Annotated in this window: 17 protein-coding genes; 11 read left to right on the forward strand and 6 right to left on the reverse strand. The window is 46.3% G+C overall.

What is annotated here, in order from left to right; all coding sequences use genetic code 11:
- The first annotated feature begins 92 nt into the window (after nucleotides 1-92).
- From VFS25_RS05025 to VFS25_RS05035, 3 genes are read left to right on the forward strand one after another with little or no spacing between them, the layout of a single operon-like run.
- Nucleotides 93-647, forward strand: a complete 555-nt coding sequence (locus tag VFS25_RS05025) for a sigma-70 family RNA polymerase sigma factor (RefSeq protein WP_326461028.1) — start codon at nucleotides 93-95, stop codon at nucleotides 645-647.
- On the forward strand, nucleotides 625-1,275 hold the full coding sequence (locus VFS25_RS05030; protein WP_326461029.1) for a hypothetical protein: 651 nt from the start codon (nucleotides 625-627) through the stop codon (nucleotides 1,273-1,275). Before VFS25_RS05025 ends, VFS25_RS05030 begins: the two co-directional genes overlap by 23 nt.
- Before the next feature lie 4 nt (nucleotides 1,276-1,279).
- Entirely contained in the window at nucleotides 1,280-2,383 is a 1,104-nt protein-coding gene (locus VFS25_RS05035; RefSeq protein WP_326461030.1) for a hypothetical protein, read from the forward strand.
- Nucleotides 2,384-2,406: 23 nt separating this feature from the next.
- Here the strand turns inward: VFS25_RS05035 and VFS25_RS05040 are convergent, their stop codons facing one another.
- Nucleotides 2,407-2,847, reverse strand: a complete 441-nt coding sequence (locus tag VFS25_RS05040) for an ester cyclase (protein WP_326461031.1) — start codon at nucleotides 2,845-2,847, stop codon at nucleotides 2,407-2,409.
- Nucleotides 2,848-2,963: 116 nt separating this feature from the next.
- Here VFS25_RS05040 and VFS25_RS05045 point away from each other — a divergent pair, with 116 nt between their 5' ends.
- The 4 genes from VFS25_RS05045 (at nucleotide 2,964) to VFS25_RS05060 (ending at nucleotide 10,133) form a co-directional block, all read left to right on the forward strand.
- Nucleotides 2,964-3,767, forward strand: a complete 804-nt coding sequence (locus VFS25_RS05045; RefSeq protein ID WP_326461032.1) for a carboxypeptidase-like regulatory domain-containing protein — start codon at nucleotides 2,964-2,966, stop codon at nucleotides 3,765-3,767.
- Between the two features lie 652 nt (nucleotides 3,768-4,419).
- Nucleotides 4,420-5,496: an efflux RND transporter periplasmic adaptor subunit gene (locus VFS25_RS05050; RefSeq protein WP_326461033.1), complete on the forward strand. Its 1,077-nt coding sequence runs from the start codon at nucleotides 4,420-4,422 to the stop codon at nucleotides 5,494-5,496.
- A 40-nt stretch (nucleotides 5,497-5,536) separates the two neighbouring features.
- Nucleotides 5,537-8,704: an efflux RND transporter permease subunit gene (locus VFS25_RS05055; protein ID WP_326461034.1), complete on the forward strand. Its 3,168-nt coding sequence runs from the start codon at nucleotides 5,537-5,539 to the stop codon at nucleotides 8,702-8,704.
- Nucleotides 8,697-10,133, forward strand: coding sequence for a TolC family protein (locus VFS25_RS05060; RefSeq protein WP_326461035.1), 1,437 nt, complete (start codon nucleotides 8,697-8,699; stop codon nucleotides 10,131-10,133). The genes VFS25_RS05055 and VFS25_RS05060 overlap by 8 nt, the downstream gene beginning before the upstream one ends.
- Nucleotides 10,134-10,268: 135 nt before the next feature.
- Here VFS25_RS05060 and VFS25_RS05065 read toward each other — a convergent pair whose 3' ends face one another.
- Entirely contained in the window at nucleotides 10,269-11,588 is a 1,320-nt protein-coding gene (locus tag VFS25_RS05065) for an ATP-binding protein (RefSeq protein ID WP_326461036.1), read from the reverse strand.
- A gap of 89 nt (nucleotides 11,589-11,677) precedes the next feature.
- Complete coding sequence (locus tag VFS25_RS05070) at nucleotides 11,678-12,349, reverse strand: hypothetical protein (protein WP_326461037.1); 672 nt, start codon at nucleotides 12,347-12,349, stop codon at nucleotides 11,678-11,680.
- A gap of 299 nt (nucleotides 12,350-12,648) precedes the next feature.
- Between VFS25_RS05070 and VFS25_RS05075 the strand changes: the two genes are divergently transcribed.
- Nucleotides 12,649-15,717, forward strand: a complete 3,069-nt coding sequence (locus VFS25_RS05075; RefSeq protein WP_326461038.1) for a lantibiotic dehydratase — start codon at nucleotides 12,649-12,651, stop codon at nucleotides 15,715-15,717.
- 63 nt (nucleotides 15,718-15,780) lie between these two features.
- Here the strand turns inward: VFS25_RS05075 and VFS25_RS05080 are convergent, their stop codons facing one another.
- Genes VFS25_RS05080 through VFS25_RS05090 form a run of 3 tightly spaced genes read right to left on the reverse strand, consistent with a single transcriptional unit; the run spans nucleotide 15,781 to nucleotide 19,065 of the window.
- Nucleotides 15,781-16,407 (reverse strand): hypothetical protein, encoded by a 627-nt coding sequence (locus VFS25_RS05080; RefSeq protein ID WP_326461039.1) that lies wholly within the window; start codon nucleotides 16,405-16,407, stop codon nucleotides 15,781-15,783.
- 31 nt (nucleotides 16,408-16,438) lie between these two features.
- The gene (locus VFS25_RS05085; RefSeq protein WP_326461040.1) at nucleotides 16,439-18,649 is read right to left on the reverse strand and encodes a TonB-dependent receptor; all 2,211 of its coding nucleotides are present in this window, start codon (nucleotides 18,647-18,649) and stop codon (nucleotides 16,439-16,441) included.
- Between the two features lie 38 nt (nucleotides 18,650-18,687).
- Nucleotides 18,688-19,065 (reverse strand): hypothetical protein, encoded by a 378-nt coding sequence (locus tag VFS25_RS05090; RefSeq protein ID WP_326461041.1) that lies wholly within the window; start codon nucleotides 19,063-19,065, stop codon nucleotides 18,688-18,690.
- Between the two features lie 514 nt (nucleotides 19,066-19,579).
- On the opposite strand from VFS25_RS05090, the gene VFS25_RS05095 reads away from it, so the two are divergent.
- From VFS25_RS05095 to VFS25_RS05105, 3 genes are all read left to right on the forward strand, one after another.
- Complete coding sequence (locus VFS25_RS05095; RefSeq protein ID WP_326461042.1) at nucleotides 19,580-20,692, forward strand: sensor histidine kinase; 1,113 nt, start codon at nucleotides 19,580-19,582, stop codon at nucleotides 20,690-20,692.
- Between the two features lie 2 nt (nucleotides 20,693-20,694).
- Nucleotides 20,695-21,426 (forward strand): LytTR family DNA-binding domain-containing protein, encoded by a 732-nt coding sequence (locus VFS25_RS05100; protein WP_326461043.1) that lies wholly within the window; start codon nucleotides 20,695-20,697, stop codon nucleotides 21,424-21,426.
- Nucleotides 21,427-21,679: 253 nt separating this feature from the next.
- A complete protein-coding gene (locus VFS25_RS05105; RefSeq protein WP_326461044.1) occupies nucleotides 21,680-22,309 on the forward strand; it encodes a hypothetical protein in 630 nt (209 codons plus the stop codon).
- Nucleotides 22,310-22,734: the final 425 nt, after the last annotated feature.

The raw sequence follows: 22,734 nt of genomic DNA on the forward strand, positions 1-22,734 counted from the left end.
TCCGGCGCAGGGCAGCGGCAAAAAAATGTGTGCCGCGGGGCAACCCTTTGACAGCCGTTTGCATTTATACCTATAGATCATTTAACAATGGAATGGATATACCGGCACTGATAAAAGAAGCAAAGCAGGGCAGCAGTGCTGCCCAGAAGTGCATATTTGACCAGCTGGCAGATAAAATGCTGCTGGTATGCCGCCGGTATGTAAGGAACCAGGAAGATGCGGAAGAGCTGATGCTGGACGGGTTTTACAAATTCTTTAAAGGACTGCAAGCATTTAACTACCAGGGCGATGCGGCATTATATGCCTGGCTTAAGCGCATCATGATCAATGAATGCCTGATGTTCCTGCGAAAGAAGCAAGCCTTTGTGGTGGTGTCGGAAACCGCGGCAGCAGCCATTCCGCTGGAGGAAGAGGTATTGAACAATTTATCAGCAGCAGATATTTTTAACCTGGTGGTGCAGTTGCCAACCGGTTACCGCACGGTTTTTAACCTGCATGTAATTGAAGGCATGCCGCATACGGAAATTGCCGCCTTGCTGGGTATTTCAGAAGGCACATCCAAATCACAGCTAAGCAAAGCCAGGTCGTTATTGCAAAAAATGCTGCTGCAAAAAAACATTACTTATGTCAAACGAAGCACCCAATAAAACCTGGATAAGCAGGCTGGAGGAATTAGACCATGTGCCAGGAGAAGCAGCGCCCAACAAAGCAGCTGCCTGGGATCGCCTGCATGCGCGTATGCAGCACAACAAAAGCAGGCGCAAGGCAGCCTGGTACTGGAGCGCGGCCGCCTGTTTGCTGGCAGCCGGCCTGCTGCCGCTATGGCTAAGGCATACAAAGCATACTGTTGAAATACGTACGCTGCCGGCAGTAGTGTACCGCCATTCAGATACGCCGGCAACCCTTTTGCCGCTAAAAAAACCGGCGCCTGTTGAGCCGGTGCAGGAAAATGCGGGGCTGGTTTCCACCGCAAAGCCGGATATGTTGTCGGCCCATCCCGTTGTTGTTCCGCCGGTTAATCCCATACACCTGCCGCCTGCTGCAGCACAGGACATGGTGCGTACAGCAGATACCATGCTGGCGGCCGCTCCTGCTGCAAAGGCAGCAAAAAAAATGCGGGTGGTGCATATCAATGAGCTGGGTGCAGCCGGGAATACCGACATTGTATACCCAGAGTATAAGCCCTTTACAATAAGAATTAATGGTCCCACAGGGCTAGGCAGCCCCACCATTGCAAACAATACATTAAATATCCGCCTCTCTCAAAAAAATTAACTGTATGAAAAGAACGGTCAGCTTACTGGTGCTGTGCTGCAGCATCGCGGGAATGGTATGTGCGCAGGATAAAACAAACGTAACCAATGAAGACAAAACATTTGAATTGCCGGCAGATAAAATAACCCGGCGCTTCCAGGTTGACCTGGATAAAGGAAATAAAATGGAGGTGGAGCTGATAGATATTGCCGACCTGGAGCGCATAGGCAATGCAGACTCCCTGGTAAGGGATTTCCTGCAAAACCTGGCGCCGCTGAAAGACTCGCTGTCCGATGACCTGCTGTATAAGCGCATTGACTATGTTATTGAAACAGCGCCGGCTAAAAAGATACGCATCCGGCAGGGCCGGCCTAACAGTACCAGCTATGTTATTCAGCAGGGTGAGGCAGCCGCATTAAAGCTGGAGCAGGACACCATTAACCTGGCCGGCAGCACGGGCACCGGTAAAAACAAGGCCGGCCTCTCTTACCGGATCAGTTTTTTCATGAACAGCTGGAGTGAGCTGGGCGCTTATGCAGATGGCCGGCTGAATGAAAAGCTCCGTGCGCTTAAACAAAACTATAGAACCAACTGGACCAGGGGAAAAGACGGCCGTATGCATTTAACAAACGACCCCGCTATTTCAGCTAAGATGGGGCAGGGTTTATTTGATATGCCGGGAGATATGCTTGCATTAACGGCAGCCGCAGGCGCCCAGAACTACAAGAACTATTTTGCGCCGTCGTTCAGCCTGGGGGCTACGGTAACCACCAGTATTATATCCCGTAATTCCAGGATAAAGCGGGAGATTGGTATTTACTGGGAACCCATGTTCTTTTTTGGTAAAAACAGCAATGGAAAATTAACAACCTACCGCAATGATTTCCTGACCCTGAGTTACGGGCAGGGCCCTGAAAAGCGGGTGGGCCGTGAATCTTCCATGCTGTTTATTTTTTCCGTGGGCTACCTGGTACACCGGGAGGGCGATTATGTAGCACCGCACACCATTAGGATCGGAGCGGGGCGGCTGTCCTTATTTGAAGGAAAAACAAAGCTGGAACCCATGCTTTATTTCAACGATTTCTTTAAAGGCGTAACGCCCGGCATAAGGCTGATGCAGTACTTTTAAGGGTGCCGCCTTTAACCGGATTGCTATTGCTGTTTGATAGTGTACAATGTGCCAATGTCCTGCGGCAATACATCCAGCGCCTGCAAAAATCCAAGACGGTCAGTATAAATATTGCTGGCCGTTACTTTACCATCCTTCAGCAAATAAATGCCCATACCTCCGCTCGTAACCATTTTTCCTGTAGGAGCGATATAAGTGAATTGGCCGGTATGCGTGCCCGTCAATTTCCAGCTTACCACCACTTCATCACCTTCTGCTATCAATGTTTCAATGTTCCATTGCATATCCGGGAAGGCATTAATAAGCGGCGCAACAGGCGCCTCAAAGCCGGCTGCTCCTTTTTGTCCCTGCGGCCCGGTGTATTCTTCCGCTATCAGGTCCTGTAATAAATCCAGCCGGCGTTTATTGAGCGCCACGTCGTACAATTTGCGGATCACTGCTTTGTTGCTTTCTGTTACTGACATGTTAACCTCCTTATTTTTTATGCAAAACTACCTGGGACAGGAGCGGGAGAATTGTAAAAAATCATTGATTTTAATATAGCGTAACTGTAAAAGATAATAGTTACATTTAAATACCTATGAGAAAAAAAACATCCCTGGTACTAAGTATTCCTGAACCCTGCACGCAGGCATGGAGCGATATGACGCCTGTGGAAGACGGCCGGTTCTGCCGGCATTGCTGTAAAAAGGTAACAGACTTTTCTGCAATGACGGATGAGGAGATCATATCAGTACTAAGCAATACTTCACAGGTCTGCGGCCGGTTGCTGCCGGCGCAGCTGCATCGTAATCTTGCAGCTGGCAGAAGAAAGTCACCTGCTTTATTTCCCGCTGCCCTGTTAACCTCTTTCATAGCAGCCATTGTACCGGGCGGCAGCAAAGCGCAGGAGCAAATGTCACTTGCGGGCCAGCCTGCCATAACTGCATATGGTCATCCGGTGAAAAATAATGTTCCCATCCGGTTTGAAGGTAAAGTTGTGGACAAATTCCACAATGAGGGCCTGCCCGGTGTAACCATCGCTTTACAGGGCCATGAGGGCATAGGTGGCATTACAGATAAAACAGGCTGTTTTCAGATAAACCTGCCTGCCGGCAATAAGGAGCAGCTGTTCACATTGAAGATCAGCGCGGTTGGCTATGAGGCCAAAGAGATTTCCTTTACGTATGAGCAGCTGGCGGCGCCGCCGGTCATTACCCTGCAGCAGTCTGTTACAGAGCTGAAAGAGCTGGTGGTTACGGGCTACGCCACACAACGGATGTACGCAATAACCGGTGCAATAACCGTTGTAAAGAACGCTACTCTTTCCGCGGAAAAAAAACTAATTGGTGGCGACGAATTACCCAAATTTTCAGGAAGAAATGATAATGATAGTGTTAACTAATATTACACTATTACTGAATGTATATGTCATATTAGCATGAATAGAAAATTTAACCTTTTTTTTACGAATCCGGCTATATGATTGTTTTTTCGCTCTCAAACTTTTACTAATTTTGGCCCCCAAATGAGAGTAGCTATATTTTTCGGATACTTGTGCTTCCTCCTGTTAAAGGGGTATGGTTACATTTATGCCGATTCTCAATATGACTACAATCGCAACACGCTCGCGCATACTATTGCAACAACTGCTCAACAATTAAAATTTACAAATCCCAACCAGAATACCGTTTCAAATGAAGTAGAGGAATACCTCGTTGATGATGATATTGAGGACGCGGATGGTGGCAATAACTTTTTTGCCAGGAAATATAAATTGTTGACGAGGCCTTATGTAACACAGCCCCACACATTCATTTTAACTAATTCCCGGTTTAAAGACCGTCAACCCTTTTGCAGCCATTCTTCGCATAAATGCGTTGTACAACGAGCTTTAAGAATCTGATAGAAATATACATCGGCTACCGAAGGTGTGTGATGTATATTACATGACCCCCTCCTGCATGTAAGTTCAGGTTCCGGCTGCTGATGCCTTTTTCTATCCAAAGGAATTTCTAACCTCCAACCTGCCAACCGCTCATTATCCATTTAATATCATGAATAGAATTGTCGTGTTCACGGGCTTGTTTGCCCTGTTGTGCCAAACAAGCTGCATATCAAAAAAAGAAGAAAAGGAAGCAATCAGCAAGTACACCGTTACCAGTCCGGTAAAGCTAGATACTTCCTTTACCAAAGAGTATGTTTCCCAGATACGTTCTGTAAGGAACATCGAGATCAGGGCCCAGGAAAAAGGCTACCTTCAAAACACCTACGTTGATGAAGGCCAGTTTGTAAAAGCCGGCCAGCTGCTGTTCAGGATCATGCCTAAGATGTATGAGGCTGAATTGCTGAAAGCCCAGGCAGAAGCTAAAGCAGCGGAAGTAGAGCTGCAGAATGCAACCACCCTGGTTGATAAAAACATCATCTCAAAGAACGAGCAAACCGTGGCCCAGGCCAGGCTTGACCAGGCAAAAGCCGAAATAGCGCTGGCAAAGCTCCACCTGTCGTTCACAGAAATCAGGGCGCCCTTTGACGGTACCATCGACCGTATTCCCAAAAAGCTGGGCAGCCTTATTGATGAAGGGGAATTACTTACCAGCCTTTCCGATAACAGCCAGATGTTCGCCTACTTTAATGTATCTGAACCGGAATACCTCGACTATAAAACCGATTCAAAAGTTCACAGCAAGGTAAGCCTGCTGCTGGCGAATAACCGCCCCCTGCCCTATAAGGGAGATGTGGAAACTGTTGAAAGCGAGTTTGATAGTGAAACCGGCAATATAGCCTTCAGGGCAAGGTTTCCCAATCCCGACAGGCTGTTAAAGCACGGCGAAACCGGTAAGGTTTTAATGACCATCCCGGTTAAAGATGCAATCATCATTCCCCAGAAAGCAACGTACGAGATCCAGGATAAAAAATACGTTTTTGTAGTGGACAAAAACAATGTAATAAGATCGAGGAACATTGCTATCAGCGGCGAAATGCCCGACCTGTACGTGGTTCAAAAGGGCATTTCGGAAAATGATAAGATACTGCTCGAAGGCGTGCAAAAGGTAAAAGAGGATGATAAAATCAACTATGAATACCAGTCGCCCAGGGAAGTTATTTCCCACCTGCGGTTAAAAGCGGAATAGTAGTTCAATTCGTAACAGGGAAGTTCAATAGCAAAGCTCAATGTTCAACAAATTTATACAGCGGCCGGTTCTGTCCATCGTAATATCGCTTATTATCGTTTTCCTGGGCGTACTGGCCATTACCCAGCTGCCGGTAACACAGTTTCCTTCCATATCGCCGCCAAAGGTGAATGTTACCGCGGAGTACCCGGGGGCAAACGGTGAATTAATGATCAAATCTGTGGTTATTCCCCTGGAAAGAGCCATCAACGGCGTTCCCGGAATGAAATACATTGCCTCAGATGCAGGTAATGACGGGGAGGCTTCCATACAGGTAGTATTCAACCTGGGAACCGATCCTAACCAGGCATCGTTAAACGTTCAAAACCGCGTGGCATCGGTAGTGAATAAGCTGCCGCCACTGGTGGTACGCGAAGGTGTTAAGATCACCCGTGAGGAGTCTAACATGCTCATGTACATTAACCTTTATAGTACAGATCCCAACACCGACCAGAAATTCCTTTTCAATTTCGCGGATATTAACCTGTTGTCGGAGCTGAAAAGAGTGGATGGTGTTGGATTTGCCGATATTCTTGGTAACCGGGAATACGCCATGAGAATATGGCTGAAACCCGACCGTATGCTGGCTTACAAGATATCCGCCGATGAGGTGATGAAAGCGCTGGATGAGCAAAGCCTGGAAGCTTCACCCGGCAAAACCGGGGAAAGCTCCGGTAAAAGGTCCCAGTCATTTGAATATGTACTGAAGTATTCGGGAAGGTTCAGCTCCAGGGAGCAATATGAAAATGTTATTTTAAGATCCAGCGCCAACGGTGAGATCCTTCGCCTGAAAGACGTGGCAGACGTAGAATTCGGCAGCTCGATGTACGACATTTATTCCAACCTGAACGGACGGCCTTCAGCGGCTATTGTGCTCAAGCAATCATACGGCAGTAATGCCAGTCAGGTAATCAGGGATGTAAAAGCCAAGCTGGCGGAGATCAAGGCAAACGCTTTTCCTAAGGGAATGGATTATGAGATCAGCTATGATGTTTCCAAGTTCCTGGACGCCTCTATTGAAAAAGTGATCCACACGCTGGTAGAAGCCTTTGTGCTGGTGGGATTGGTGGTATTCCTGTTCCTGGGCGACTGGCGGTCCACCCTGATCCCTGCTATGGCGGTGCCGGTGTCACTCATCGGCACATTTGTATTCATGCAGTTCTTCGGCATTACGCTAAACCTCATCACCTTATTCGCATTGGTGCTGGCAATTGGCGTAGTGGTGGATGATGCCATTGTGGTAATTGAGGCCGTGCATGCCAAAATGGAAACGGAGCATCTTTCGCCGCTCAAGGCTACCAAAAGAGCTATGCATGAGATCAGCGGCGCTATTATTGCCATCACATTTTTAATGGCGGCAGTATTTATCCCGGTTGCATTTATGTCCGGCCCCGTAGGTATATTTTACCGGCAGTTCTCTATCACCATGGCAACTGCCATTATCCTTTCAGGTATAGTGGCGCTTACCCTCACACCGGCGCTTTGCGCCATGATATTGAAGAATAACCATGGCAAGCCTAAAAAGAAAACAGTGGTAGATAAATTTCTCGACGGCTTTAACAACTCGTTTTACCGCGCACAGGGTAAGTACCAGCAGCTGCTGGGGCGTATTGTTAGCAGAAGGCTGGTCACCTTTGGAATCCTGCTCGCCTTCTGCGCCGGCATATGGTTCCTGAACAACCATGTTCCTTCGGGCTTTATTCCTAATGAAGACCAGGGTATGTTCTATGCCATTATTCAAACACCGCCGGGATCGTCACTGGAAAGAACAAACAGCGTGGCGGAAAGATTGCAAAAAATTGCAGAAGGTATTGAAGGCGTGCAATCTGTTTCTTCCCTGGCAGGTTACGAGATACTCACGGAAGGCACAGGATCTAACTCCGGCACCTGCCTTATTAACCTGAAAAGCTGGGAAGAACGGAAACATTCTGTTCAGGAGATCATCAAAGAGCTGGAAGAAAAATCCAAAGACATTACAGGCGCCACCATTGAATTTTTTCAACCACCGGCCGTACCAGGTTATGGCGCTGCGGGCGGTTTTGAGCTGCGCCTGCTGGATAAGGCAGGATCAGGGGATTACAAAAAAATGGAAACCGTAAGCCGCGACTTTGTGCAGGAGCTGAGTAAACGCCCCGAGCTGGCATCGGTATTTACCTTTTACAGCGCCAGCTTCCCGCAATACATGCTAAGCGTTGATAACGACATTGCCCAGCAAAAAGGCGTAACCATCGACAACGCCATGAACACGCTTTCTACACTGATAGGAAGTAACTACGAGATCAGCTTTATTAAATACGACCGCCAGTACAAGGTAATAGTGCAGGCATTGCCACAATACAGGGCATTGCCGGAAGATATACTGAAGCTGTATGTGAAGAACGACCGCGATGAAATGGTGCCTTACTCTGCCTTCATGAAAATGGAAAAGGTGTACGGCCTGTCGGAGATCACCCGGCATAACATGTACAACTCATCGGAAATAAGCGGTTCAGCTGCGCCGGGCTACAGCAGCGGTGAAGCGATTAAGGTCATCAGCGAAGTGGCCAAAAAAGCGTTGCCAAGAGGTTTTGGGATAGACTGGGCCGGCATTTCCAAAGATGAAGTAGCGCAGGGTAACCAGGCGATTTACATATTCCTTATTTGTCTTGGTTTCGTGTACCTGATCCTCTCTGCCCAATATGAAAGCTTTATCCTGCCTTTAGCAGTGATCCTTTCCCTGCCGGCAGGCATTTTCGGCGCATTCCTCCTGCTGAAGCTATTTGGTTTGGAGAATAACATTTATGCGCAGGTAGCAATGGTGATGCTGATTGGTTTGCTGGGTAAGAATGCGGTATTGATCGTGGAGTTTGCTGTTCAAAGACACCGGGCGGGAGCCACCGTATTGCAGGCCGCTATGGAAGGCTCAAAGGTGAGGTTCCGCCCCATTCTCATGACCTCCTTTGCATTTATTGCCGGCTTAATCCCATTGGTGTTTGCTACCGGCCCGGGTAAAATTGGCAACAGAACAATCGGTACTGCCGCTGCCGGCGGTATGCTTTTGGGCACTGTTTTCGGCGTGCTGGTAATACCAGGGTTGTACTACATATTCGGCAAAATTGCAGAAAGGCGCATGCTCGTTAAAGATGAAGAAGAAAATCCGTTAACCGAAGAAATAGATCATAATGTATAAGCTTAGGATATATCAATATACAGGCCTGCTGAGTATTTGTGTGGTGATTGCAAGCTGCAAAATCCCGGCTGTTACTTCGGCAAATGAAAACCGGACAGTGCCGGGGGCCTACGACAACAATAGCCAGGACACAACAAATATATCAGCCATCCAATGGCGTAAATTTTTTACAGACCAGTACCTGGTAAACCTGATTGATACAGCGCTGCAAAATAACCAGGAGCTGAAGATCACCCTGCAGGAAATTGAAATTGCAAGGAATGATATACGGTCCAGGCAGGGAGCATTGCTGCCGACCGTAGGCGTAAGGGCCGGTGCGGGCGTTGAAAAAGTAGGGCGGTACACCAGCCAGGGCGCAGGCGACGCGTCTACGGAGATCACGCCCGGCAAGGAAGTACCGGACCCGCTGATGGATTACACCGTTGCAGCTTATGCAAACTGGGAGGTAGACATCTGGAAAAAGCTGCATAATGCAAAAAAGGCGGCTGTTACCCGGTATTTATCAACAGTGGAAGGCAAAAATTTTGTGCTCACCAACCTGATCGCTGAAGTGGCTAATTCGTATTACGAATTACTGGCCCTGGATAACCAGCTGGAAATTGTGAAGCAAAACATTGAGCTGCAGAAAAGCGCGCTGGAGATCGTAAAAATTCAGAAAGAAGCTGCCAGGGCAACGGAGCTGGCCGTTCAGAAGTTCCAGGCGGAAGTGCTGAAATCCCAAAGCCTGGAGTTTGACATCCGGCAACAGATAAAGGAAACTGAAAATAAGATCAACTTCCTGTTAGGCCAGTACCCGCAGGAAATACCCCGGGATAAGAGCGGCTTTTTAAGCCGGGTGCCGCAGATGGTAAGCTCCGGCATTCCTTCGCAGTTACTGGCCAACCGGCCCGACATAAAGCAGGCTGAGCTGGAGCTGGTAGCCGCAAAGCTGGATGTAAAAGTGGCGCGCGCAGAATTTTATCCTTCATTCGGCATATCCGGGGCAGTGGGCTTCCAGGCGTTTAATCCGTCTTACCTGTTCAGGTTTCCCGAGTCGTTGCTTTACTCACTGACCGGCGATCTTGCAGGGCCGCTGATTAACCGCAATGCCATCAAAGCAGAGTTTTACAATGCCAATTCCCGGCAGCTGCAGGCCATGTATAACTATGAGCGAACCATTTTAAATGCATACCTGGAGGTTGCTAACCAACTCTCCAACATCAGTAACCTGGAAAAGAGTTATGCGCTGAAATCACAGCAGGTAGATGCGCTGACCAGGTCCATCAACATTGCCAACGACCTGTTCAAGTCGGCCCGGGCCGATTACTTTGAAGTGCTGATGACGCAGCGGGATGCGCTGGAATCAAAGCTTGAGCTGATAGAAACAAAGAAAGAGCAGCTGAATGCGGTAGTGAATGTTTACCGGGATCTGGGAGGTGGATGGAAGTAAAGGGTGCGCTTATCTGAAGGGCAGGGCGTTATTGGCCGAAGTATTTTATGGACAGATATTCAAATTAAAAGGTGTTCGGTTGAACACCTTTTTTAATGAGCCAACCATGAGCCAATTGAGCCAACTATGAGCCAACTAACCCTTTAATTCATATTTAGAGCTTGAACCCTTCGTTCCTTTATTGATAATCAATCTCTTATGCTCCAAGTATTGTAAATCGCGGGTTGCGGTTGCTTTGGACACAGTGAATATGTGTTGATATAGCGTATTGGTAATGCTTCCATGCTCTGAAATATACTGAACAGCTTTCATTTGACGCTCATTCAACCCCATTTTCTTCAATGCCGTTTCGTTAAACCTTTCTTTAAAAAGAGTCACCAAAATACCTCCATCCTGCTCAATAATTTCCGGATCTGGCAAACCCGCATCACGGCAGGAGTTGATAATTTTAAGTGTACCCCGACCCCAGGCATCAATATAGCCTCCTTTAAAACACACATCTGCAATAAGTGGATTGCGGGGACGTGAAGGGTGTTGTCTTTTTAGCGACTCCAGGGATAACCCTTGTGGCAGCAACCCTTCATTCCAGCTACAGAATCGGTTATCGTACATTCTAATTTGAATGGCACTACCCATATAGTCCCTATGAACCAAAGCATTCAACAACATTTCGCGTAAAGCTGCTACGGGGTATTCGCCTTTTTCGATCCTGGACAGCCCTTCAAAGCTAACTGCCTTTGTGAAAAATTTCCTATTTAAAATGCCCGGAACTTCTTGCAGTAAATGGATCAAATTACCTTCAATCGTTTCCTGGAACTTTAAATCGTCGTCTGAAATGCCAAACCGGCCCATTTTTACAATCATATTGGGATAAAATTTGCCAGGGTCTTTTCCGAAAAGTATAATTGCTGCACGCTTTAACTTCCCTTCTTCTGACAGGCGTAATTTTTCCAATAGTTCCGGCAGAGATATATCTTCAAAAACGGGCAAACGTCCGCTTTTCTCTGAAGCATTTAAATAATAGTTGACAGCATTGGTGTCAATGTCGTTAATCGTTGCTGAAGGCTCTATAATACCATCCCAGGGTTTACCCGTTTTCCGCAATAAAAATTCCATTAAGGCATTGCCTTTTAGCTCTTGTTTAGTACTTCCGCTACGGATATAGTAAACACCGCGTAAAGAAATAGGTACGGCGTAAGGTGGCGTAACAATCTCCAGATAATGCCTGCCTTCGTTTTCATGAAGATTTACATCTACAATAATACCTAATACATCCCGTACCTTGTTAGGTAAATCTTCCATTAGTTTTTTATAATCAGGCACGTCCGTTATATTGCCATGATCATCTTTGCCAATGTAAATAGTACCTCCCTGGCTATTAGCAAAACCTACTACCCATTTCAGATAGTCATCGTGCCAGCTCTGTTTATATTCTATGTTTTGATGTTCGGGCATTGCATATATTTCTCTAATATAGGAAATAGCTGATTACGCCCAAATTATAAGGAAGCTATTTGAGCAGGAGTACTAAACACCATATCTGCTTAATTCTTCTCCGCTACCAGCGAAGGCGCACCGCCCTTTAACTTCGAATTCCAGTACATAATATAGAAGGTGCCTAAAACAGAAGGAAGCATCCAGGTAATAAGGGTTTGTACATGCAGCCCTGCCACAATAAAAGCAGTTATAGAAGCGATCAGCGCAGCAATCATTCTGCCTAAATGGCTCCTGAGCCAGGCATTCTTTTTTTCTTTGAATGTCCTGAAAGTGCGGAAGTCCTTTAAAGTCATATACAGGCCAAAAGCTCCGAAGAAAACAAACAGTAATGCATTGCCGCCGGCATGGGAAATAACCTGGATAATGCCAATTATCAGCATTAGCACCGATGCAGCCAGCATGGTGCCTGATATGGCCTTATCGGTTATGTCTGCGCTGCTTTTTGTTTTGGATCTGAGTGTCAGCGCACGGTTGCCGGCCAGTACAAGATAGATGGTAAATATGCCGATTAAAAACAGGAACAGGTTTTCATGACGGGGCATTCGTGCTATTACCAGCGATACCAGGGAGCTGGCGACCATCGTATAAGAGAAGATTTTTCCGCTGTTCTTATGCAGCCTGCTTCCTTTTCTTACAACAATGCTTGCAACGCCGCTAAACAGCCCTATGCCTCCGAAAAAGGCATGTATGTAAATTAAAACGCTTACCAGCTTTTCCAAGTTTTATCAATTGAGGGACTTACTGTAAATGATACTGTTTGATTTTGGTTGAGTGATGGTTTGGTTTAACTACTGTCTGATGGGTTTTCTGTTCTGCAGATGCATTTATAATACCGGCAAAAAAAGCGCTGGTATTGTAAGTGTATCTTCACTCAAATTAATACCGGTTCTGAATTGAAGAGTCCTCTAAAGATAATAACTTTAGTGGATAATTTAAAATCTACCCCAGCCATATGACTCAATTTGAACCATTTGATTTCTACCTTTTGAGAATGCCGGTGTTACCCTATAACCAGCTCGTGAACCGGCTTCAGTACAACAGTAACATAGCCTGCGAGCTGGAAACATTTGTTGACCGGTCTTTATTCTTTGATGCCGTTTTCCTGGCAAGCGAATCGCTGTATGCTGAAATCCCGAAGCGGTTCGCCGGCGCCGCTGATGCCAAAAAAGGCAAGCTGGATACAGCCATTTATAAGTACCTGCTGCGCATGGCTACCCGCAGCACTCCCTACGGTCTTTTTGCCGGCTGCGCCCTGGGCCGCCTCTCTGACCATCCTACCAGCATAAATCTGTCGGAAAGAACGGCAGAAGAAATGTACAGGATAGATATCAGCTGTATGTCGGCATTAGCGGAAAAGATCCCTTTACTGGATAAAGACATCCGGCAGCATACTATCTTCTTCGCCAATTCCAGCATTTATGAAACCGGCGAAACATTCAGGTACTACGAGTATAAGCTAACGGAAGGCAAGCGCTGGTATCATCTCAGCTCCATTGCGCGAAATGAGTTTACCGAGGCCGTGGTGTCCGCAGCACTGCATGGCGCCAGTTTTGAAAAACTAACCGGGATATTGGTTGAAAAGAATGCTGACCTGATGCTGGCAGAGGGTTTAGTGGAACAGCTGTTGAAATACCAGGTACTGGTTACAGAGTATGTGCCTGCGCTTACCGGTGGCGACCCCCTGGATGACCTGGTAGCCCGGCTGGAAGCAAAGCCGCTACAGGTGCACCAGCATCCTGTTTTGGAGGAAATAACCGGGTTAAAGGCCGCCTTATCCGCTAAGGATGGCGCTGTGAGCAAAGGCGCCGCTATTGAACAGGGCTTAAAAAAGATAATGCCTGATCTGCAGCAAAAAGACTGTATACAGGCCGACCTGTTTTTTAATCTCGAAAGTAACACGCTTAACAAAGCGGCTGTTAATACAATTATTTCGCAGGTTGAGCAGCTGCTGCCATTGAATAACCCTGCTACCTGGAATAACCTGGAACAGTTTAAGCAGCAGTTTTACCAGAAATTTGAAGACCGGGAAATTCCGCTGCTGGAAGCGCTGGATAGTGATATTGGTATTGGTTACGGAGATGTGACCGGCAACGAAGCCTTTTATACACCGGTTATTGACGACCTGGTGCTTGAAGGCGCAACAACGGATGATACGGGAAAATGGGGGCCGCATGAACATTTTGTGCTGGCGCAGTTTATAAAAAGCCAGCAGGCGGGAAGCGCTGTGATAAACATTACCGATGAAGACCTGGAAGCGCTTGCGGCAAAGAAAGATGGAGAAGTGCAACGCCTTCCTGCAACGTTTTCCATACTGGGCAGCATTCTTACCCGCTCACAAAAGGATTTTGACAGCAAAGATTTTTCGTTTCTCCTGAAAAGCTGCGGGGAGAGCAGCGCTATGTCGCTAATGAGCCGTTTCGGCAGCAGGAGTCCCGATATTGCCTGCGCATTAAAGCAGGTGGCGGCTTACGAAAGCAGCCGGTACCCGGGTAAAATACTGGCCGAGATCATTCATCTTCCGGAAGGCCGCGCCGGAAACGTGCTGGCCAGGCCCCGCGCATTTGATTACGAAATACCCTTTTTGGGAAAGGGCGCCGCCGGGCAGGAGTTTATTATAAACATCAGTGATCTTTGGGTGTCAGTAAAAGAAAACCGCATCATCCTCCGCTCGGGCAGGCTGGGAAAAGAAGTGCTGCCCCGGTTAACAAGCGCGCATAATTTCTCAACCGGCCTGCCGGTATACAAGTTTCTTTGCGAGCTGCAGTTCCAGGATGCAGGATTGGCCATTGCCTGGGACTGGGGCGTGCTTAGTAAATTACCCTTTTTGCCCAGGGTGGTTTACAAAAACATTATCCTGAAACGGCGCCGCTGGTTCATCGAGCGCGGAAAGGCCGGTACATCGCCTGCAAACCCCGAAAAGGCCCTGGCGGCATTCCGAGAAGCATACCCGCTGCCCAACCTGGTATTGCTTATCGAAGGAGATAATGAATTATTGCTGGATCTCAGGAACGATATATCAAGGTCTGTGCTCACATCTAAAATGAACAAAGGCGATGTAATCCTGTATGAATTTTTAAACGGTAACGAAGGCGCTTTGCTGGCCGACCAGGAAAAACAGTTTGATAATGAAGTAGTCATACCCGTTAAAAACCGCGCGTTTGTACCCGTACCGGCAAGCAGCAGCCGGTTTAATACTTACGATTTTGATACAACATCTTTCTTCATACCAGGGAGCGAGTGGCTATACCTTAAAATATATGCCGGTTACAAATCAATGGACATGATCCTGTCGCAAATAATCCATCCCCTGGTGCGGCGGTGGGCCGCGAAAGAAAAAATCAGCCAGTGGTTCTTTATCCGTTACCAGGACCCCGACAGCCATCTCCGGTTGAGGTTGCATGTTCAAAAGCCGGCAGCACGCACCCATATTATGAAAGCCATCAATAAGGCCGTTGATGATTTAATGAAAACCCGGCTTATCCACCGCCTGGAGTACGGCACGTATTTCCGTGAAACAGAAAAATATACGCCCTGGGCCATTGATTTGTGCGAGCAGTTTTTTTATGCAGATAGCAGGCTGGTTGCAACTATTGTTGATTATATATGGAGCACTAAAGACGAAGATGCAAGATGGCTGATGGGAATAAAAGGGGTAGACCGCCTGCTTACAGACTTCAATTATACGCTGCCGCAAAAAGCAGCGTTGATGGAGCATTGCTATACTTCTTTTTTCAAAGAGTTTAACGGCGGTAAAGCGCTCTTGCTGCAGTTAAACCAAAAATACAGGAACGAAAAACAAACCTTTCATACTTTGCTGGAAGATCCCCTGGACGGCCTACGGCCCTATTTCATGGAGATGATAGCAGAACGGTCCACAGTGTCGCGCCAGGTACTGGAGTGTTTGCAGGAGCGCATCACGCAGCGGGGAGAAGATCCGGCGGTGATGCAAACAATGGTGCACAACTTTGTTCACCTGTTTATTAACCGGCTGTTTGTTGCCAGCCACCGGCTGCATGAACTTGTTATTTACCACCATCTTTTCAGTTACTATAATTCCTGCCTGTCACGGGAAGCTGCCCGGAAATAAATTACCAGGGCGCCGCCTGTTATCAGAACGGCGCCCTGGCAGATATTATTGAAGAATAGGGAGTTATTTGCACAAAGCCAGCAACCTTTCTGTTTCTTTTAAGCCCCAGTGCGGGTATAAAGGCGCTGTTTTTTCTGCGTGAAAAAGCTGTACGGCCTTTTCAAAAACAGGTTTGGCTTTATCTTTTCCGCCGCCAACATATTCCGGCTTGCTAAATAAAGAGCTGCCTTCCAGGAAATACAGCCTGGGATTATTGGGGTCAAGCTTATACCCTTCCTGCAGCGCTGTGTAGGCTTTTAAACCGTAAGTCTTCCAGCGTTCCATTGGGTTTACCAGCAGCTGGATGGTGGCTGCCATATTATGAATGCTGCATAAGTCGGCATTTTTTTCAATGGCTTCGCCCTTTGCGGCCAGCTCGTTTGCTTTCTGGCCAATGGCGTCCCTGTCTGATTTGGGATCGCTGAAACCGATACGGGTTTGTGCAAGCGCCGCATAATAATACGGGAGCCATTGTGTTTTTTCCGCGTCGCCTATGCGTTCAAATGCCTGTGATACGGCTGTCAGCTGTTCAGGCGTTTTAGCAGAATCAAGCAGCTGCAGGTTTTGCTGCATGGCAGCTGTGTATTTGTCGCTTTGTGCGTGAGCACTGATGGTTGCCAGTAAAATAATGGCCAGGATGCTTTTTTTCATTGTTGTATTTTTAATTGTTTTAAAATGGTTTTCAGAGATTGTCAATGGCATCTTGCCTTCTGTCTATTCCCCAGTTGAGAATAAGCCCGATAAAAAAGTAATGTTTGGCAGGCGGAAGAATAGGCTGCTTAACCAGCCCGTTGTAAGAATAATTGTACCCCGCAATGTTATTGCGGCCGGTGAGGTTTGTAACCGAAGCATAACATATGGCAGCTGCCTTTCCCAGCGTGGTCAGGTGATAAACGCTGAGGTCTAACGTTTGGTAGCCGTTTGTTTTGCCCTGGTCTTTTATATAATAAGCGGTACCGCTGCTGTCAGGCACAAATGCATAGTAGGGCCGGCCGGTTGCAAAAGAGTAGGTGAGGCTGGCGCCGGTAGCTATCTTTTGAAAGAAACGCCTGGCTGAAATAGTGGCGGTATGATGCGCTGCAAAGCCAGGCATCAGCTGCTGCGGGTAATTCAGGTAATCGCGTTTGGTATCAAGGTAAGAGTAGCTAATGCTGTAGTCGAGGTGTTTAAACGTTTTCTTGTCGCGCCAGTATAGCTCAATCCCTTTTGCATACCCGTTTCCGTTGTTATTATACAATGGCCATGTTTTAACCAGGTCTTTATACGTTTTGTAAAACGCCTCCACCCTCAGGAAGGTGCCTTTAACCTGCTTTTGGTAGTTGAGGATATAGTGCGTGGCTTTGGTGTAGCCAAGCGACCGGGTAACCTGCAGGTAATCATTTTCAGGCTTTTGATAAAACTGCCCGAAAGCGGCTGATACAGAAGAGCCTTTGCCCATCCGGTAAGCTAGTGAGGCGCGCGGCGCCAGGTTAGCCTTTTGCAGGATGGAGGAATGCTCTGCGCGTGCGCCAATGGTGGCCACTAACGCGCTGGTAAAATAAAATTCAGCCTCCGCAAAACCAGCCACCAGGTGATCGGGTAAGTTTTCGTTTATGCTGTTATAGTTAAGGTTATACCGGCTGTACCAGTACTCGCCGCCGAAACGGATGGTATTCAGGGTACTGAATTTTTTCTCTGCTACGGCCTTGGCTTGCAGCAGGCTTTCTCTCCGCTGCAGCTGAAAGTTCATAGTGTCCAGCCAGAATTTTGCAAAATATTCCTGCGGCACGTTGCTGGCATTCTGCAGCTGGCTGGTAATATGGTCGCGTGTGAGGCTATAGCTGCCGGACAGTGTTAGCTTCCATCCGTTCGGCAGGTACTCCCGCCAGCTAAGGGCGTTAAACCAGTTATAGTTGCCGAGCGTTACGGCATTTTTCATACTGGCCGAATCAATGTTGGGCGTACGCAACCCCAGCTTGTTGGTGCTGAAGGTGGTGTAATATTTAATAATGCCGTTTTTTGTTTTGATGCGGAAATTGGCGTCGGCATTATGGAACCGCGGCCGGATAAAATAGTCGGGCGTTTGCTTTACCAGAGAATAATACAAACCCGTGTTGGTGTATTGATAATTGAAGCCCCAGGAGGAGTTCCTGTTTTTTGCAAGGTGCTGCATGCCCAGGCTGTTCTGGATAGGTGAAATAAAGGCATTGGCTTCTGATTGTTCCGGAAGATCTATTGTTTCCATAATCAGCACCGATGAGAGGGCCTGCCCGTACAGCGCCGAATAGCCGCCGGTGCTGAATGCAAAGCCTTTGAACAGGGTAGCGGGGTACCTGCTGCGGCTGGGTATGTTAGCCGCGCCCAGGTAGTAAGGCCTGCTTACAAGCGAGCCGTCGATAAACTGCTTTGCTTCGTAGCTGCTGCCGCCCCTTACAAACAATCCCTCCTGGTTACTGATCTGCTGGGCGCCGGGCAAAGTATTTACAGCCTTTGAAATGTCGGCATTGGTGCCTGCGGTAGTTTGTACATCCAGCGCGCTGAGCACCGTAACGCCCTTTTTTCCCATACCGCCGCCAAATGCGCCTGCTGTAACGGTTACCGCATTCAGCTCGCTGATCTTTTCCTTTAAGGTAAAATCGGCCTGCAGCCCTTTGCCGGCCAGGGTAACCGGCTGTTCTTTGGTTTCATAACCGGTGGCAGAAGCTACCAGTATTAAAGCACCTTTTTCCATTGTACTGATACGGAAATACCCGGCAGAATCCGTGATGGCGCCGTCATAAGTATTTTTTAAGGCAATGGATGCATTTGGAATGCCCTGCTTTTTATTGTCGGTAACCCGGCCGGTTATCCGCGTCTGCCCCAGGGCAGCCGAAGTAAAAAGCAGGAGCAATATGATCAGTATCTCTGTACGCATACAGTAAGTATTTGTAGCTTAACAATAGTTATAGTGCTTTAAGAATGGGAAGTATGCAGGTCTTTTATTCTTCCTATTTCTTTCTTGAAGAGAAAAAAGCTCACAGGCTTTTGTAAATAGCCGGTATTGACTAATTGCCTTGGCAGTATATCCAGTATATAATCATGCGGGTATTTTGTTACAAATACATAAACAATGTCCTTCTGGAAAATATCGTCAAACACCAGTTTCTCTATGCCTGCGATGCTGATGTCTATAAAAACAATATCAGGAGCGGCCTTTTTTATCATTGCTATGATTTCCGAAGCTTTACTGGATTTGGCTATGAGTCCGATCCCGTCCGTTTGGCCGATATAATATTCCAGCAAATCAATGCTAAGCGGTTCTTCATCTATAATTACGCATGTCAGTATCATTACCGGGCAGATATAAGATTTAAGATGATGGTTTTAATAACCGCCGCTGCTCGTAAGGCCTGTAGGTATTGTATTAAAAGTCAGCGGTTTCCCCTGGCCGTTTGCATGCTTGCAGGCTGAACCATTCAGGGTTGAAACATTCATCTTGCAGATAATGTCTTTGCAAAGGCTGGGGATGATGTTTTTGCCGTTATTTTGTTTTGCTTTCATAGTGGTTTGTTTTTTTGTGATTACAAGGCAAACTTTCACCTTTTCGCGCCGGGTAAAAACTCTTTTAGACCAAATTCACCGGTTACTATACAAAACGACCTTTCCTCCCGGCATCAGGTTTTGCACTTCAGGGGAAATCCGGGCTGTTCAGGGGCAATGGGGGTGTGCTGGTATCATTTCCGGCATAATTCGGGGCAGAAATGGCTCTTCCGCTCGGAAGAAAGCTGAAAAAAACATATCTTCATTACTGATTGTAATAATGGGCCGTCCGGGAGTATTGATTTTTAATTATTTAGTGGAGGACATGAAAAAGAAACCCTTTAACCTAACCCGCCTCTATACCCCTGAGAATGTTAAATATATACACATAGCGTTGTGGTGTATACTGTTAATGATGTACACCCTCAATATTATGTTCCTTTACTCGACAAACCTGCGGCTTTCGCTCATGTTTGCGCTGAGGAATCTTTTGGGGGCCATGTTCTTCTTCTATTTTATTTTTTACCTGCTTGTTCCGGAGTTCCTCCGGAAAAACCAGCGGGTATTGTTTTTTATTGGGTTGCTGGTTCCCTTCTGGGCATGGGCGGTTATCAATTACTCGTTCATGACCGTGCTGCTTAAATATTTTACCATAAAGGATAAAGAGCTGCTGGCTTCTGTAAAGGTAATAGCCGACAAACCATTCGGGCAAATCATGGCGCCCCAGTCTGTTGTGCAAACAGCCATTGGTGTGCTGATGATCGTTTCTCCGCCCATCATCATAAAACTGGTAATGGAAATATCCATATCAGCTACCAGAACCCTGCGGCTGGAAAGGGATAACCTGAACCTGGAAGTTAGTTTTTTGCGCTCACAGCTAAACCCGCACTTTTTATTCAATACACTCAATAACATCTATTCACTTTCTGTAAGAAATAACCCGCGCGCACCGGTGTTGATTATGCAGCTGTCTGATATGCTGCGCTATACCTTGTATGAATCCAACCAGGAAAAGGTTGACTTATCAAAAGAAGCCGACTTCCTGTATAACTATGTAGAGCTGGAAAGGGCCAGGTATGGGAAAGATGTTGATATACAGTTTTTATACGATCCCGAATCGCTTAAAGGGTACAAAATAGTTCCGCTGCTTACATTCCCGTTTATAGAAAATTCATTTAAGCACGGACTGGCCACCACCACTGCCAACCCCTGGTTAAAAATAACCTTCCAGGTAGCGGACAATACACTCTATTTTGAAATAGCCAACAGTAAAGGAGATGAAAAACTTTTTAAGCACAACCATGAATCCGGAACAGGGGGAATAGGTATTGCCAATACCAGGAAACGCCTTTCTCTTTTATACCAGGATAAACACACCCTGTCAATCAATAATAGTCCCGACTCTCACAGTATAAACCTAAACATAATCCTTACTTAACTATGAAGAAAATAAAATGTATCATCGTTGATGACGAACCCCTATCCCGGGAACTTTTGGAAAATCACATAGAGCGCATTCCCTTTTTAGAACTTGTTAAATCCTGTGCCGATGCTTTTGATGCAATAGATGTACTGCAAACAGATACAATAGAGCTGCTGATAACAGACATACAAATGCCCAGGATAAATGGCCTGGAGCTTATTAAGTCTTTATCCAATCCGCCGTTCCTGATATTTGCCACTGCTTTCTCCAACTATGCCATTGAAGGGTATGACTTAAATGCTGTAGATTTTTTACTAAAGCCCATATCCTTTGAACGCTTTTTAAAAGCAATCAACAAAGCCAAAAAGGATATTGATCAGAAAAACGGGGAGGGCCCGGCGGTAGCAAACAACAAGCAGCAGGTGCAGCATCTTTTTGTAAAGGACGGCCAACGGTTATCCAAAATACTTTTTGAGGATATCCTGTACATTGAAGGAATGAAAGACTATATCAAGATAGTCACCAAACAAAGAAACATCGTTACCTATATGCGTATGAAAAGCATTGAGGAAGTGCTGCCCGAAAGCCAGTTTATCCGCATACATAAATCTTACATTATTCATGTTCCTGCAATTAAGTCGGTGCTTGGCAATTCCATTGAGCTGGTAAATAATGAGTCCATCATTATTTCCAAACAGCATAAACAAATGCTGATTGAGAAATTGGGTATAGACGGTAAAAATAAATAGCAGCAGCTGCGCTGCGCACCTGTTAAATAAGCAATTCCATTTAGCTATATAGCTGTCGGTTAGCATTACCACGTAATACTAAGGGCTTTTTTGTTTCCTGTTATCGCCCCCTCAAAAATCTCCGTTATTCCTTTGTTGGAACAAAAGCTATCATTATAGAAATCCCTTCATGCTCTTTTATGAGCTAAAATGAACAAACTACGTTACCCTTTTATTTATATCTTAATTAAGTACCCTCAACATATCCTATACAATGCCCCTTAATAAAATTGCTACGCACCATCGGCAAAATAACCTGGCAGTTGCCAATAATATCTCCCAAGGCGGAGTATCGATGCCCGCGGTAGATCCTATACAAAAAATAAAATTGTTCTCAGGGGAACCTATTCAACGCGTAATTAATACTTCTACAGATGAAGTAAGTGACAATGTAAAGAATAAACGGGGGCAAAGTGTGGTTAGGGCGTCATGCGCATACGTAGAGTTATATCTTAACGGTGTTAAGAAAGGATTTGGAGCAGCGCAAAGTCAGGATTCCGGAGGAGAGGGGTTTTTGCATGCTGAAAAAATTGCTTTGCAAAAAGCCATTGCGAATGCGGGGATTGCTGATAAAAATTACACAGGCAGCCCGGAAAGCGCAGCCAAAGATATGAGTGGTCAAGTTGATCGAATTGATATTTATTCAGAACTTCCGGCTTGCGGGGTATGTAGTGAGTATTTAGAGAAATTAGATAGCACATTTGGTGGCGCGGTGCCTATAAACTTTATATATTCTGACATGTTCGAGGGGTATTATAATAAGGGTGCAAAAAGGAATAGGATGTGGGAGGCATACTTTTATAGTATTGGCCTGAGGAAAGATCCGCCAACTGCTGAAGACTGATGTAAAATACCTTTAAAAATCTACATCCGACATTTCACAGAACCGAATATATTCATCTCTGACTTACACATAATGCTCATCCCCCTGCGCTTTTTACTAATTGCTGGAATCATGCCTGCCCCTGCCAGCCCCTTTTCCGCAAACGCTTATTACCACCATATCTAAACGAAATAGTATTTCATTGTAGTAAACCTTCACTTTCGTCTAAAAGAGTTTTTCCGGCAAATGCTTTATACGAGTTTTGAGTCATCAAAGCAAGAATGATCATCGTTGAAGAAACAACAGTAACAACAGGAATGATCTTTTTTGACAGATGAAACAAGATCTTATAAAAATGGAATTTGGTTGTGGCGAACAGCAATCTTGTCTAAAAGAATTTTTCAGATCTGCGGTTTGCCGGAATTTCACGAAACAATCGAAAACGA

The organism is Chitinophaga sp. (assembly GCF_035761305.1).
Lineage (GTDB): Bacteria > Bacteroidota > Bacteroidia > Chitinophagales > Chitinophagaceae > Chitinophaga.